At 39.1% G+C, this 13,492-nt stretch carries 17 protein-coding genes and 1 pseudogene; 2 read left to right on the top strand and 16 right to left on the bottom strand.

The genetic code is table 11. The features are described 5' to 3' along the window. Window positions 1–38 precede the first annotated feature (38 nt). From BM086_RS12200 to BM086_RS12145, 13 genes are all read right to left on the bottom strand, one after another. The gene (locus BM086_RS12200; RefSeq protein WP_092326953.1) at window positions 39–1,115 is read right to left on the bottom strand and encodes an FMN-binding protein; all 1,077 of its coding nucleotides are present in this window, start codon (window positions 1,113–1,115) and stop codon (window positions 39–41) included. Continuing rightward, window positions 1,112–2,347 (bottom strand): hypothetical protein, encoded by a 1,236-nt coding sequence (locus BM086_RS12195; protein WP_092326951.1) that lies wholly within the window; start codon window positions 2,345–2,347, stop codon window positions 1,112–1,114. The genes BM086_RS12200 and BM086_RS12195 overlap by 4 nt, the downstream gene beginning before the upstream one ends. A 163-nt stretch (window positions 2,348–2,510) precedes the next feature. Further along, window positions 2,511–4,832, bottom strand: a complete 2,322-nt coding sequence (locus BM086_RS12190; RefSeq protein ID WP_092326949.1) for an ABC transporter permease — start codon at window positions 4,830–4,832, stop codon at window positions 2,511–2,513. An 11-nt stretch (window positions 4,833–4,843) separates the two neighbouring features. After that, complete coding sequence (locus tag BM086_RS12185; protein WP_092326947.1) at window positions 4,844–5,542, bottom strand: ABC transporter ATP-binding protein; 699 nt, start codon at window positions 5,540–5,542, stop codon at window positions 4,844–4,846. A gap of 49 nt (window positions 5,543–5,591) precedes the next feature. Further along, the gene (locus tag BM086_RS12180) at window positions 5,592–5,825 is read right to left on the bottom strand and encodes a Fur family transcriptional regulator (protein WP_092326945.1); all 234 of its coding nucleotides are present in this window, start codon (window positions 5,823–5,825) and stop codon (window positions 5,592–5,594) included. 188 nt (window positions 5,826–6,013) lie between these two features. Further along, window positions 6,014–6,166, bottom strand: coding sequence for a FeoB-associated Cys-rich membrane protein (locus tag BM086_RS20575; protein WP_141107744.1), 153 nt, complete (start codon window positions 6,164–6,166; stop codon window positions 6,014–6,016). 17 nt (window positions 6,167–6,183) lie between these two features. Then, entirely contained in the window at window positions 6,184–8,175 is a 1,992-nt protein-coding gene (gene feoB, locus BM086_RS12175) for a ferrous iron transporter B (RefSeq protein WP_092326943.1), read from the bottom strand. A gap of 103 nt (window positions 8,176–8,278) precedes the next feature. Then, window positions 8,279–8,491 carry a FeoA family protein gene (locus BM086_RS12170; RefSeq protein ID WP_092326941.1) on the bottom strand — a complete coding sequence of 71 codons (213 nt, stop codon included), beginning with the start codon at window positions 8,489–8,491 and terminating at the stop codon, window positions 8,279–8,281. A gap of 449 nt (window positions 8,492–8,940) precedes the next feature. Further along, entirely contained in the window at window positions 8,941–9,219 is a 279-nt protein-coding gene (locus tag BM086_RS21260; protein ID WP_092326939.1) for a hypothetical protein, read from the bottom strand. A gap of 26 nt (window positions 9,220–9,245) precedes the next feature. Beyond that, window positions 9,246–9,851: an MBL fold metallo-hydrolase gene (locus BM086_RS12160; RefSeq protein WP_092326936.1), complete on the bottom strand. Its 606-nt coding sequence runs from the start codon at window positions 9,849–9,851 to the stop codon at window positions 9,246–9,248. 32 nt (window positions 9,852–9,883) lie between these two features. Then, on the bottom strand, window positions 9,884–10,273 hold the full coding sequence (locus tag BM086_RS12155) for a C-GCAxxG-C-C family protein (RefSeq protein WP_092326933.1): 390 nt from the start codon (window positions 10,271–10,273) through the stop codon (window positions 9,884–9,886). Continuing rightward, the gene (locus BM086_RS12150) at window positions 10,270–10,863 is read right to left on the bottom strand and encodes a 4Fe-4S binding protein (protein WP_092326930.1); all 594 of its coding nucleotides are present in this window, start codon (window positions 10,861–10,863) and stop codon (window positions 10,270–10,272) included. Before BM086_RS12150 ends, BM086_RS12155 begins: the two co-directional genes overlap by 4 nt. Further along, window positions 10,850–11,050: a 4Fe-4S binding protein gene (locus tag BM086_RS12145; protein ID WP_092326928.1), complete on the bottom strand. Its 201-nt coding sequence runs from the start codon at window positions 11,048–11,050 to the stop codon at window positions 10,850–10,852. Before BM086_RS12145 ends, BM086_RS12150 begins: the two co-directional genes overlap by 14 nt. A 118-nt stretch (window positions 11,051–11,168) precedes the next feature. Here BM086_RS12145 and BM086_RS12140 point away from each other — a divergent pair, with 118 nt between their 5' ends. Beyond that, on the top strand, window positions 11,169–11,513 hold the full coding sequence (locus BM086_RS12140) for a winged helix-turn-helix transcriptional regulator (protein WP_092326925.1): 345 nt from the start codon (window positions 11,169–11,171) through the stop codon (window positions 11,511–11,513). A 123-nt stretch (window positions 11,514–11,636) separates the two neighbouring features. On the opposite strand, the gene BM086_RS12135 is transcribed toward BM086_RS12140, so the two are convergent. The 3 genes from BM086_RS12135 to BM086_RS12125 form a co-directional block, all read right to left on the bottom strand. Then, window positions 11,637–11,867 carry a hypothetical protein gene (locus BM086_RS12135; protein WP_092326922.1) on the bottom strand — a complete coding sequence of 77 codons (231 nt, stop codon included), beginning with the start codon at window positions 11,865–11,867 and terminating at the stop codon, window positions 11,637–11,639. Window positions 11,868–11,878: 11 nt separating this feature from the next. Then, on the bottom strand, window positions 11,879–12,190 hold the full coding sequence (locus BM086_RS12130) for a YbjQ family protein (protein ID WP_092326919.1): 312 nt from the start codon (window positions 12,188–12,190) through the stop codon (window positions 11,879–11,881). Between the two features lie 129 nt (window positions 12,191–12,319). Beyond that, window positions 12,320–12,937 carry a serine hydrolase domain-containing protein gene (locus BM086_RS12125; RefSeq protein ID WP_242952190.1) on the bottom strand — a complete coding sequence of 206 codons (618 nt, stop codon included), beginning with the start codon at window positions 12,935–12,937 and terminating at the stop codon, window positions 12,320–12,322. A gap of 301 nt (window positions 12,938–13,238) precedes the next feature. On the opposite strand from BM086_RS12125, the pseudogene BM086_RS12120 reads away from it, so the two are divergent. Continuing rightward, window positions 13,239–13,492, top strand: a pseudogene (locus BM086_RS12120) (IS1634 family transposase); the annotation flags it as partial.

Genomic DNA, 13,492 nt, shown 5'->3' with positions numbered 1-13,492 from the left:
TTATTATCATATAACAAGCTCATAGAATAACCATTCCATTAATCCTGTGCATCGGAAAGCGCATCTTCCACTGCATCTATCACGCCCATAGAAGAATATGTGGCGCCGGAAATTGTATCAACATCACTTTTCTGAGCTTCGATCATACTCTGTATCATCTTGGCGCCATCTGTATTTATATCAAAATAATCTTCATCATCAGGAAATTTTACTATCTCTATCTTTTTGATCTGTCCGTCAGAAAGGGTTACTTCTACACCAATCTTTCCGTTGTTTCCCATTCCTTCGCCATAATACACGCCATCTGCCTTCTTTTCCTCAAGCAAAACTTCACCGGCAGCGTCTTCCACATCAGGCATTGCCTCATTTTTCTTTGCCTGGCTATGATTAGTAAGGCTCACTGAAATAAAGAACATTAAAGATACGGTCAAAATCCCTACAGTAGATAGCATCTGCCTTTTAACCATAGTTTTCTTGTCATTCTTAAAGGCTTCCCTATATATCCTGCAAAAAAGATATGTAATGAACAAAAATGAGTATATTGCGACCTTTTCCACATAACCTGCTACTCCGCCTATTGCTTTGGGAAGCATAAATATAAGAACATGAACATACATTAATGCATAAAAAGCATATGCCATTCTCTGCAATTTCTTCCATTTTTTTCCATCCATCTTTTTACGGATAAATTTAAAAGAAGTAATAAAAAGCGGAAGCATCACTGCAAGTAAAGCTATTGAAATCAAAAGCGATAACACAGCATTTGCATTTCCCAGATTAGAAAATGCACGCTTGATAGTCACATCCAGATAAGCCAGACTGTGCTCTATTGCAAAAGTGCCTCCTATTATAGAAAGCTGCGCTCTTACCGGCATAAGTTTTTTGGCGCCAAAACTTCCGGGTGGAAAAACTCCTGCATACATCACAGGTATAAAAAGTGCCCCTGCCACAATACCTGAATATGTGAAATTATAAATTCCCAAAGCCCGAAGTGCCAAAGAAACTGCGCATAGTAAAGCCGCTCCCAAATAAAATGGGAGCGGATGTTTTCTTAGCGTATCGCCTGATATGAGCACAAATGAAAGTACTATAAACAAAGCGAAAACAATGATCATTCTTCCACCGTAACAGCTACATTCGCATAGTTATCACTTGTAATAACTGCGGTGTAACTTCCTTCCTGTGACTTGTCAGCTGTTGCTTCTGCAAAAGCCTCAGCATCAAGATTTACTGAAGTTTCACCCTCTGTCAGGGCTCCATCAAAAATAACTGTTCTTACAGAATCATGTCCTTCACCTACGATATAGGTAACTGTAAGTCCCGGATTCTCAAGGCCTTCAGGAATCTCACTAAGAGTAAAGGTAACCTTTTCTGCATCAGGTTTTCCTGTAACAGTTACATCACGATATACAGGCTTTACATATGTAGGAGCAAATTTGTAAACATAAGCGTCATTCTGATTGATGTAAGTTACTGACACAATGTTTTCTTTTTCAAGCTTTGAGAGCTCAGCCAAATTATCGAATACAACTCTCTTATTGTGGGAATTGTCTGCTTCGATGTTAAAAGAAATTTCATAAGGCTGTACCCAAACGCTCTGGAGGTACTCCATACCTACCTTGATTCCTGATTCGGTCTCTACAATAACACCCTGAACAGCGCCGCTTACTGCAAAGCCTTCATCTTCTCTTGTATTTCTAAGGTATGCTGTAGAAGTTTCTTTTATGTTGAGCTGATAATCCCCCCAGTTAGAACCTGTCAGAAGTTCAACCTCTGCATCTTCTACTGTATCAACTACATTAAGAACTGTTTCTGAATAGCTTGCAGCTCCATTTTCAACTGATACAATCTTGTACTGTGCAGGCTGAGCATCTGCCTTGACAAAGCTATCGTTGAGCTTCTCATACTCTTCAACCTTATCAGCAGGAACGGCAACATTTACATTTTTAACTCCGGTGATATGGTAACCCTCTGCATTTGTTGTCTCATCAACGTAGTCTGTTGCCATATTTTCAAATATCTCATACTTCTTGGAAGTAGCAGAAGATACAGCGTCATAGGAATCTGTGCTTGATACATCTCCACTGTAAAAATCAGCATAGGATAAAGTGGCAGTTCCAAAAACATATTCTGTATTTGGATCAAGTGCTGCTGCAAGAGCAACTTCGCTCTCTTCCACTGTTGTCTGTTCCTGTGCAGCTTCCTGTTCCTCTGAGCTTTCTGCTGTCTCTGTTACTTCTTTTTCTTCTGAAGTCTCCCCCTCCGCAGGCACTTCATTCGAACTTCCGCATCCAACCATTGAAAGCATGATTCCGCTAAGCACAATGGCGCAAATCTTTTTCTTCATAATTTCTCCTCCCGGCTCCAAGAGCCTCATATCTGTGTTTTATGGTTAGCATTTGCTAACAGTAAAGATATTATCATCTCCCCCCAATGCAGTCAATCTGACTAATTGATAAAATTTCTCGTATTCGCCATAACAATTATTTCCAAATGTCGCACCAGTTCTATCACTCCACGTTTTTAAGTGCTTCGCTCATCGGAATCTTACCAATTCTCCTGTACTCCAAAACAGCAACAACAGCGTAGGTGATTATCCCCATAAGGAACATTTTTACGTACACTCCCGGATCAAGCCATATGACCATCCAGCCGCTCATCATCTGCTTTAACATCATCCTGAATATAGCAACCATCACGTAAGACAAGATTGGATATGAGATAAGAAGTGAAACAACAACCACTAACGCAGTGGGTACAATATAAAGCTTTGCAATTTCTTTTTTCGAATAACCAAGAATCTTGGCCATGGAAATGGACTGAACATTTCTTTCAATAATAAGCTTTGACAAAAGATATATGAGAACAATGAACATGATCACAGAGAAACCATCCACCATATACATAAGATTTCCCATAGAGATCATTAGCTGTCTTGACACTCTGGTAAGTGATTCCTCGTCAACGGTTGTTCCGATATACTTGCTCTCAATATCAGTTATTTCCGTATCTGAGAAATAGCCTGAGAAGAACTCCTCACTCATCCCCATTACATCATTTAGATGCTTCTGGCTCATAAACACCGCAATTCCGCCATCATAGTCATATATTCCCGTCACCTTAAAGCCATAATACCTATCCTCGTATGGCTCTTTTAGCGTTATTACATCGCCTTTTTCCAGTTCATACTTATCTGCATAGGATGATGAAACAAGAACTGTTTTTTCATCAAAATCAGCCTGAATATACCTGCTATTTTCTTTTATTCCATATAGTGTCACTTCCTCAACTCTGCTTCCATCACTTCCCGTGGTTTTCAAGCTGGTTGCAGAAAACTTCTCAGCCGTCTTATTGTTGCTTGTTATCTTTCCCTGTAAAAAGACATAGGATATTGCTGCAGACATCTCATCGTCTGAATCCACTGCTCCGGCAGGTATCTGCAACAGATAAATATGTTTTGCCAGCATCGTCTCCGTTATTGTGTTCTGATAGTGTATAAGAAGCGGAGGCAGCATCATTCCAAAGAAAAGAAGCATATTTGCAAATAGAAGTCCTGCAAAAAGAATAATGTAACTACTCTTATTCTGTATAAGAATACGAATTCTGAACCTGTCAAAAAATCTTATGCGTTTATTCAATGCAATTGCAGATTTTTGCTTTTTACCTGACAGATCATGCTTGATCAGTTTAAGTGGGCTTAACGCAAGTTTTTTCTTTAAAATAAAATACGTAATTACAAGCATTATCACCATCGGAATTATTGTGGTCTTCAAAAAAGCTTCCGCGCTCCACACCGTCACATAGGTTGGAAGTGAATAGCTTCCATAATACATTGCTACGCACAAATCTTTAAAAAACGTATACCCCATGACATTGCCGATAAAAGCCGCTATAAGCGTTACTATCAGTGGCATTGCCATATAGTGCCTTATAAGTTCATTTTTCGTATATCCCGACGCGCGAAGTGTACCAATAACAGTCGCTTCTTTATGAATCGTATTGTTTATCGTAACACCAAAAACAAATGCAATGATGATAATAATGATATACAAAAGAACTGACATCATAGCCTTATCTTTTCCCAGGTCATCCCCTGCAAAAATAATAGACTGATTTAAATATCCGGGCACAAAATTCTCAAGAGTAACGTTCTTCGCAATTGATTCCATTAGATCATCGGAAACTTCTTTTTCCTCTTCTTCAGATTCAGGCTTATTATCATAAATCCATGAATAGTTGTACTGAATTTCTTCGCTTGAATACTCTTTGAACTGTTTATCTGAGATAACGGCAACACCAAAAGCTGAAGAATCAAACATCATATCGTTATTACTGTAAAAAAGAGCACTGTAGTCCGATAGTGCCACAAGTCCCACAATGCTATAGCTTTTGCCATCAGAAACCAATGTATCTCCAACACTAAGCTTGTTATTATCCGCATACATTCTGTCTATTGCTATTTCCAAAAGCTCCTGTGGCAGTCTTCCTTCCATCAGGCAGACTTTATCCACTTCTTCCCTGTTTCCATATATTCTTAGCTTTGTATTGTTGTCGAATTCCTTCTCAACATAAAAATTCTCAAATACCGAGACCTTCTTTCTCTCGATCCGTTCTTTCTGCGAATCTGTCAGTCTATCTTCTGTCCGAAAATTCCCATCCTCAACATTGTATTTTTCAAAGCCCTCATTATAGGCCTTTATCATGCTCTCCCCTGCAACCAAAAAGCCGGAGACAAAGCCAATTGATAAAACAAGTAAGATAAAAATAACTATATATTTTCCGATATCCCCTGTAAGTTCCTTAAGGAGCCTTTTATTTAACGGATTTTTCATTTCCTGCTCCTTTACCAGTCAAGCTCTGCAGCTGTTTGTTTTACTTCATTTCTGTAACTTTTTCTGATCACTCCATCCCTTAATTTCACCACAAAATCAGCCATATTCTTGATGGCATCATTGTGTGTGACCATGATCACTGTATTTCCATACTTCTGATTGACTTCTTCGATAAGCGCAAGAATTTCCTTGGATGTATTGTAATCAAGTGCTCCCGTAGGCTCATCACATAAAAGGATATCGGGATTTTTAACGATAGCTCTGCCTATAGCGCATCTTTGCTGCTGACCACCGGAGAGCTGACTTGGAATCTTATTTTGATGCTCTTTAAGCCCCAAAACTTCTATTATTTCATCGATATTTAGTGGATTTTTAGAAAGATATGCCCCAACCTCGATATTTTCCCTGACTGTCAGATTGGGTATAAGATTGTACATCTGAAAAATATATCCAAGATGCTCTCTTCTGTACTCAGTGAGAGCTTTTTCATTCATATCAGACATACTTTTTTCTCTGATTATAATTTTGCCGGAATCAGCATTGTCGATTCCCCCAATAATATTTAAAAGAGTTGACTTACCGGAACCTGATGGCCCAAGAAGCACCACAAAGTCGCCTTTTTCAACGCTTAGGCTTATATCCTTGAGAACTTCTATACGGCTTGCCCCCTCTCCGTAAGACTTCCTGATATTCTGTAATTCCAGTTGCATATTTAGTTCCTTTCAAATACTACTAAGAAACTGCACTTAACACCGTTTCTTATTGCAGCTTGATCATATCTATTCTTTCAACAACTCCTATATCCTCCAGAGCCTTTATCATGCGATATACAGTAGCAGTACCAATAGACTTATCCTTGTTGTGAACTATGCAGCAGATATCTTTGCATGAAGCCCCATCATTTTCAGCTATGACATTTGCAACTATTTCTCTTTGTTTGGTAATTCGCATGCCTTTATCTCGTAGTGCCCTGATTATCTGTTCATTACTCATACACTGTCCCCGCCAATATTCACTGTACCGTCATTAAATAATTAAAAATAAGTTATCGTAACTGTTATTAGCATTTGCCAATTTTCTGCTTGTTATAAGGTTAGCTTCTGCTAACCTTATATTTAAAAGTAAAGCCCGTGTAAAACGGGCTTTGCTCTTTATTCATTAGTAGGATGGCAAACTACCTACTACTCGATTTTCTTGCAGGATCCTGACTTATGACAATTTCCCGCCATAGGACACCCGATACAATGTGTGCCCTTTTTCTTTTCCTTATAGATGTATCCGATTGAAAATCCCAAAATCAGACAAATAACTGCTCCTGCAATAATATTAACCATAACTTTACTCTTTCTTTTTAATCAAGCTTATACTCGAGAACCATTGCCTTCTGATTTCTCTTGATCAAATATACTATAATTCCTGCGAATATAGCAATTGCGATAAGGCCATAAATAAATCCGCTTCCTAAGCTGCCTGTAGTAATAAGTGTACCAATCTGGTATACAAGGAATCCAACTGTAAATCCTGTTGCAAGCTGAAGTGCAATTGCTCCCCAGAGCCACTTTGCTGACTTCATCTCAGAGTTCATAGCACCAAGTGCTGCAAAGCAAGGTGGTGTGTAAAGATTGAACATAAGGTATGCAAGGGCTGCAACCTTTGTAATACCCATAACTGCTGCTACTGCGTTTCCTTCACCGATGAGTTCAAGCTCTTCTGTATCAATAAGGTTAGAAATTGCAAATACTGTAGCGATTGTTCCAACAACATTCTCTTTCGCAATGAAACCTGTGATTGCTGCTGCTGCAAGCTGCCAGCTTACAACTCCGACTACAGGAACAAGAAGATAAGCGAATGGTCCAGCAACTCCGGCAAGGATTGATGTGTTTTCCATTCCTTCCTCAACAGGCTGGAAGCTGAAATTGAAGCTCTGCATGATCTGTACTACTGTATTACATACAAGAATGATAGTACCTGCTTTTACAATGTAAGCCTTTCCTCTTTCAAGCATTGACTTTACAGCAAACATAAGACTTGGAACCTTGTACTCAGGAAGCTCAATGATAAAGAAGCTCTTTCTGTACTTCATGCCTGTGATAGCCTTGATGAGAAGCGCTCCGAGAAGGATGAGAACAATACCGCCCATATAGCAGATAAAACTAACCCATCTTGATTCAGGGAAGAATGCGCCTGCAAAAAGAGCAATAACAGGAAGCTTAGCGCCGCATGGCATAAATGTTGCCAGCATCGCTGTTGAGCGTCTTTCTCTCTCGTTTCTGATGGTACGGCAAGCCATGATAGCTGGGATTCCGCAACCTGTACCAATGATCATAGGAATAACAGATTTTCCTGAAAGACCTACTCTCTTGAAGATAGGATCAAGAACTACAGTTGCTCTTGACATGTATCCGCAATCCTCTAACAGAGCGATGAGGAAATACATAACCATAACAAGTGGAAGGAACCCAACTACAGCACCAACACCACCAATAATACCATCAACTAAAAGTGCATATAAAAGCGGATTAGCATCTGCCATTGCTTCACCAACCATTTCCTTGAAGGAGTCAATCCATCCTGCAAGGATATCAGCGATCCATGTTCCGACTGTTGTCTGTGAAATATAGAATACAAGCCACATAATTGCAGCAAAGATTACAATGCCGAGTACTGGATGAGTTACGATATTGTCAATCTTATCGCCGAAATTCTTATCTTTTGTAAGCACTTTACGCTTTTCAACTTCGCTTACGATCTTATTAACAAATTCGAAACGCTTTCTATCTGCTGCTTCAACAGCTGCCTTATCTGTAAGGTCAACCTCTCCCTGCACATAAGGTTCTTTCTGTCCCTTGCCTTCAAGCTCAGCAGCTGCCTTAACTACTTCCTTAAGGCCTGTCTCAGATGTTGCTACAGTCTTGATAACAGGACATCCAAGCTTTTCTGAGAGGAGCTTTTCGTCAATGGCATTTCCCTTCTTATCATTTGCATCGTTCTTGTTAAGTGCCACGATTACAGGAACACCAAGCTCAAGTAACTGTGTAGTAAAGAACAAACTTCTGCTAAGATTTGTTGAATCAACGATATTGATGATGGCATCAGGATGCTCATTCTTAACATATCCGCTGGTGATACTCTCCTCTGATGTAAATGGAGACATTGAATATGCACCGGGAAGGTCAACTGCGATCAGTTCCTTATCCCCATCATAATATTTCTTCTTGATAACACTTTCTTTCTTGTCAACAGTAACACCCGCCCAGTTACCAATCTTCTCGCTTCTTCCAGTCAAAGCGTTGTACATTGTGGTCTTTCCGCTGTTGGGATTACCTGCCATTGCGATTCTCATAACTTTCCTCCTAAATTCTTTTTTTCATATATTTTGATAGCATATGCTAACATAAATACGTTTACATTAGTTTGTGATAGCAATTGCTAACATTTCGATAAAATTAAATCTTGATAGCATCTGCTAACTGTGGATCAATGTTATAACGGGCATCTTTAATAGCGACAACTAAATTTCTCTTCTTGTCTACAACAGTAATCTTCTCACCGCTGTAACATCCAAGTGAGAACAAAAAGCTCTCCATTTCATCATCGCCCTCTGTATCTATAGAATCTATCATATATTCTCTGCCAAGTTCAGCATTATTAAGTGTCATATAAGCCTCCTAATTCATGTTAGCACACGATAATATTTATTAGCCTTTGCTAACTGCATTTATAGGATATTCTTATCAATAAAAATTGTCAATAAGAAATTTGATTTTTTATTGAATTTTTTGTTGGAATTCATTTATCAGCAGAATGTAACCGTCAAGGTTTAGAAATGTTTGTGTTCGTCTGCGCGGTGATTTTCATAAATTCATAATACAAGAGCATCCTCATCTCAACGCTGTTCGAAACATTCGGATGCTCTTGTATTCTTCATTTTGAAAATCATCCTGCTCGTCCGAGAACTGCACATTTCTAAAACCTTGACGGTTATTCTGATTGACAAATGAATTTTCAATGTTTGTAACGTAAGGAAACATTTTGCGCGAGTGCGCATCCATAGCGAAGCGATTATTATTCAATATATTTTTTCACTATTTCACATCGTTCGCATGAATTACATATCATCACGTATAATCCAATCATATTTGAAAAGTGGTTGGATTATTCCTTTCTCCCAGGTTCTCTGGGCTATTTCTAATTCTTTTCTGATATTTTTATCTAGGCACTGTGGATCTGTTGCTATATCATAGCCTGCGTCCCAGGTGTGACAGGTATCAAAATAATCTGAGGCTGGAGCATAGTAGTATGAAGCGCCATCCACTCTATAGCTCTGCGTAGGAATTATGAATTTGCCTGTAGTTTGTTCCGGATCAAGGCTCTTTTCCATGTTCATTAAAAAGATCCATTTCGATGTTAGCCTCATTTCTTTTCATATCCGGTCATCATGGTGATGATAAAGCATATTACTGTTGCCCATGCAAAAAACTTATGCCATTTCATAAACAATTTTCTCCTTTCCTCTCGTGAGCCTTTCTGGTATTCCAGTCTGATTTCTTCACCTGAGTGGACGTACCTCAGCTGACTACCCATGATGCAGCGCATCGATTCATATGCCTTTATTCCTGTGCAATGACAGGTATAAAATGTTGTCCGGTACTCTTTAAGCCTTTTTGCAGTATCAATGATCTCGGTGATCTCATCATCCGTGTAGTCAGACTTCTTCATCAGATGGAATCCGCTGATAACAGCATCAGGCTGTGATCCATATTTTCTTTCATATTCACCAAGGATATTCAGGATTCCGTTGTGCGCGCATCCCGATATGAGGATTTTCCTGTTTTCCTCGGTGACAACTACATACTGCTCATGCCTGAATTCATCCTGTATATATGAGTCGTCCACTTTTTCTTTTAACCTGGAATTGCTAAAAGGTCGTTTAATAGCAGGCTCATCCATCACAAAAACAGAAATCTTTTCATCAATTACCTGATCCCCATCCTTGTGCTCACCTGTTTCTGGTTGCATTTTGATAATATATGGTCAACATTAAAACAACATTAAAATCCCATAATCTCACCATAAATCATAACAGCATTTCTCACGCATTCCTCGCATGGGCATAAGGGTTTACCATCCGTCATTGTCTTTAAATCCTTGCATTTTAAGGCCCCGCATCTTGTTGCAAATTCTTCCTGGATCTGCCTTGTAATCCCGAGAGTCCCTTTTCCTTCTGTCTTAAGTCCTGCCACCATGCCTGCTCCAATTAGTGCGCCGCAGGTTGCTTCCATATTGCCCATTCCTGCGCAGAATCCTGCTGATATCTGCTTTAGCTGTTCCTCTGCAAGTTCAGTCTGATCGGATAAAACTACTGTCACAGCCTGGGCACAGTTATACTTTCCTGAATTCTTTAATTCAACAGCTCTCTCAGCTCTCTCTTTTAACGTCATGATTTTCCACACCTTTCCTTTATCTTGCATATTCCCTGAGTCATTGTCCCCATTGGACAGAATGAACACCAGGTTCTTTCTTTGTACAAAGCCATAACAATCAGCCCAATAAGAGTTGATGTAAGCATCAGGCTATAAAAACCAAATCCAAACTGTGCTACCCAGTCGGGGAACACACTTCCATTATACGCCCATTTCCATGGAACTTTGAATGTCCAAAAGAGCTTTATAACCTTTCGAAGAGTATTTGTCCCGGCAAATACAAGATAAGTCTGAAAAACCATTGTTCCAAACATCGTCATAAAGAATGCCAGGAATCCATATCTGAACCATTTAGAAGATATCCATCTGGGCGCTGGTTTACTCCTGGAACACTTGCAGTTTTTCCCAAGTACCCAGAAAAGCTGGCCTCTTCCGCAAAATCTGTTACAAAACAGCTTATCTCCACCTGCTATCGCAAAAATCAGCGGTAATATAAAATCAATCATCCCAAGCCACGCAAACAGAATATTAAAGAACCCCAGTGCAAAATAAATAATTGTCCATATCCACAGATAATCATACCAGTGTTTAGTTTTATTTGATGCCATCCTGCACCTCCGCTACCTTGATCGAACCTGTAGGACATGCTCTTTCGCAAATGCCACACCCAACGCACTTCATGACATCTACTACAGCATGGCAGCCTTTATAGATATCTATTGCCTCTCTAGGACACTGCAACACGCAGACACCACAGGCAACACATCTTTTTATATCATTAGCTGCCTTTTTCATTTGTAAATCTTCTCCTTTGAAACCTACTTGTTTTTCTCAGCTGATGGTTTTATTATATGTGGTATAATTTTTATATCAAGTACGCAGTTTTTATTTATCTGGTAAGGAAAAGTATACTATGAGAAAAAAAGAGACAAAAGAACCATTATGTGAAGATATCGCAGGAAAAGATTGTGGATTAAAGAGAGTTATTGATACCGTTGGCGGCAAGTGGAAAATCATGATTCTGTGCATCATCGATAAAAATGAAATAGTGCGATATGGAGAATTACGCCGTTCAATACATGGAATCACCAATACTATGCTTGCTAATTCATTAAAAGAGCTTGAGGCAGACGGACTTGTGGAGAGAAAGCAGTATGATGAAATGCCTGTAAGAGTAGAATACAATCTTACTGAAAAAACAAAAAGCCTCATCCCCATTCTCCTTGAATTGAAAAAATGGGGTGAGGACAATCTGTAATTTTTTGCTAAAATATTCAGAAGTAACTTACATTACTCTATCATATTAATAATCTCCATCGCCTATATACACAGAAAAAATATTAGGTAGGTCACATGAAAACAAAAAATTTAAAAAAAACTTTCACGGATTTAAATAATGGTATTTCCTGTTCTGTGTAACAAGGAATGTCCATGAGAGTATACATGATGCTACTTCAGCCACGGCGACAGCACCCCAGATTCCATTTACTCCAAATTTGATTGGTAAAATGATTACTGATAATAGCTCGAACACCAGCGTTCTCATAAATGAAATGGCTGCAGAAACCGGACCATTATTCTTTCTTTTCAGGATGGCCGAAATTTCACTCACTACTATCCTGCTTACACAAACTTAACTGCTGTTCCATATGCCATGATTTCAGCTGCACTCTGCATGACAGAAGACGATGAGTACCTGATTCCCACAACAGCATCTGCTCCAAGCGCTTCTGCTTCCTTGATCATTCTGTCTGTTGCAAGCCCTCTGGCTTTGGACATCATCTCGTTATAACTTCCAAGCTCACCTCCAACAAGTGTCTTAAGACCTGACCCGATGTCCTTAATGGCGTTGACTGTCTGAATCGTACTCCCTTTTACGAGACCTAGCATTTCAAGATTTCTTCCGCTAACAGTTTCTGTTGTCACTAATAACATGCTTTTCCCTCCTTGTAACTACTACATCTTTAAGTTTATAGATATAAGTATACAACAAAAGAGTTGATTTCTTCAGTCCTTTTGCTATTATGATGCCCATCTCACTTATCTTATCCTCATTATTAGTGCCTATAATAAAAGAAGGCTGAACACACATAGAATACTTAGGATCAACAGATCGTCTTTGGAACTGTCACCGTGTGGTATTCGTTTCGGAAGTCCCAGTGGCTCAAAGAGATTTTTGTTAGCAAAATCAATGCATTTTTCGCCCGTAGCTCTCTCAATTATTCCTGCAAGAATCTGAATTCCAAGGGTAGCATACCTGAACTCACCTGTTATTCCATTACGTCCTCCAAGATAATCAAGGATTGCAAGAGTAAAGTCCTGTGAAGTACACACCTTTTTCCAGGGTTCTGACTTACCCTTATACGGAGCTGTCATAGTAAGAAGGTGCCTGATGGTAACGTCATAGATAGTCTTCTCTCCGCGCTTAACGTTGTAATCAGGGAAAAAATCCATCACCTTCTGGTCCAGATTCCTAATGTAGCCCTTATCCAGAGCAATTCCGGCAAGTAGTCCCATGACGCCTTTGGTCACGGAATTGACATTCATCGCATCCTCAGTCTTAAATCCATGCCAGCAATCATCATAAACAACAGAACCGTCTTTGATGGCATAGATCTGGCAGATATTTGACTCATTGCCCGTACTGTTTTCAATGTACTTGTGAAGCTGTTCTTTGTTCATCAAAAAAGCCCTGGAATAAATCCAAGGCTCTACAAGCAATAATATAAATATTAAAAACTACAAATAACAGTAATAATATACCATTATTTGGCTTCTTTGTAAAACAATCTTAATCGTTTCCCTTAATTCCATAATCATGTCCGCAGCATTTTTTATATTTTTTTCCGGGTGTTTGACAGTTAAATTACATCAGAAGTCCTTACAGGCCACATCTGGCCTGTATTTTTTTGTCAAATTTTTATTCTTATTATATAGTAATATATAGTGATACGTGATATAATAAGGACTGGGGGTATTTATTATGAAACTCACAATCTCAAAGTCCAAGAACTCAGAATCATTCTACATATCCAAATCTTATATCGATAATTCTGGAAAAAGCACCACTGCTACAGTTCGTAAACTCGGTACTCTTGCTGAATTGATAAAAGATCATGGTCCAACTCGCGATGATGTTATAGCCTGGTGTCGCAGTGAAGTCGCTGCTGAAACTCAAAAGTATAAGCAGGCTCGTAAAACAAAATCCGTTCAGGTTGTTTTCCACGCTGATAAGGA

Source organism: Butyrivibrio sp. YAB3001 (genome assembly GCF_900112195.1).
GTDB lineage: Bacteria > Bacillota > Clostridia > Lachnospirales > Lachnospiraceae > Butyrivibrio.
Note: the sequence above shows the minus strand (reverse complement) of the source record. Positions and strands in the feature narration are given on the sequence as shown.

What these genes read in the sequence shown, in the direction of transcription:
- BM086_RS12195 (WP_092326951.1), bottom strand. Translation starts at nt 2,347, where the DNA reads ATGAAGAAAAAGATTTGCGCCATTGTGCTTAGCGGAATCATGCTTTCA.
- BM086_RS12155 (WP_092326933.1), bottom strand. Translation starts at nt 10,273, where the DNA reads ATGACGTTAAAAGAGAGAGCTGAGAGAGCTGTTGAATTAAAGAATTCA.
- BM086_RS12145 (WP_092326928.1), bottom strand. Translation starts at nt 11,050, where the DNA reads ATGAAAAAGGCAGCTAATGATATAAAAAGATGTGTTGCCTGTGGTGTC.
- BM086_RS12190 (WP_092326949.1), bottom strand. Translation starts at nt 4,832, where the DNA reads ATGAAAAATCCGTTAAATAAAAGGCTCCTTAAGGAACTTACAGGGGAT.
- BM086_RS12185 (WP_092326947.1), bottom strand. Translation starts at nt 5,542, where the DNA reads ATGCAACTGGAATTACAGAATATCAGGAAGTCTTACGGAGAGGGGGCA.
- BM086_RS12170 (WP_092326941.1), bottom strand. Translation starts at nt 8,491, where the DNA reads ATGACACTTAATAATGCTGAACTTGGCAGAGAATATATGATAGATTCT.
- BM086_RS12140 (WP_092326925.1), top strand. Translation starts at nt 11,169, where the DNA reads ATGAGAAAAAAAGAGACAAAAGAACCATTATGTGAAGATATCGCAGGA.
- BM086_RS12160 (WP_092326936.1), bottom strand. Translation starts at nt 9,851, where the DNA reads ATGCAACCAGAAACAGGTGAGCACAAGGATGGGGATCAGGTAATTGAT.
- BM086_RS12200 (WP_092326953.1), bottom strand. Translation starts at nt 1,115, where the DNA reads ATGATCATTGTTTTCGCTTTGTTTATAGTACTTTCATTTGTGCTCATA.
- BM086_RS12150 (WP_092326930.1), bottom strand. Translation starts at nt 10,863, where the DNA reads ATGGCATCAAATAAAACTAAACACTGGTATGATTATCTGTGGATATGG.
- BM086_RS12130 (WP_092326919.1), bottom strand. Translation starts at nt 12,190, where the DNA reads ATGTTATTAGTGACAACAGAAACTGTTAGCGGAAGAAATCTTGAAATG.
- BM086_RS12180 (WP_092326945.1), bottom strand. Translation starts at nt 5,825, where the DNA reads ATGAGTAATGAACAGATAATCAGGGCACTACGAGATAAAGGCATGCGA.
- BM086_RS12125 (WP_242952190.1), bottom strand. Translation starts at nt 12,937, where the DNA reads ATGAACAAAGAACAGCTTCACAAGTACATTGAAAACAGTACGGGCAAT.
- feoB (WP_092326943.1), bottom strand. Translation starts at nt 8,175, where the DNA reads ATGAGAATCGCAATGGCAGGTAATCCCAACAGCGGAAAGACCACAATG.
- BM086_RS21260 (WP_092326939.1), bottom strand. Translation starts at nt 9,219, where the DNA reads ATGAACATGGAAAAGAGCCTTGATCCGGAACAAACTACAGGCAAATTC.
- BM086_RS20575 (WP_141107744.1), bottom strand. Translation starts at nt 6,166, where the DNA reads ATGGTTAATATTATTGCAGGAGCAGTTATTTGTCTGATTTTGGGATTT.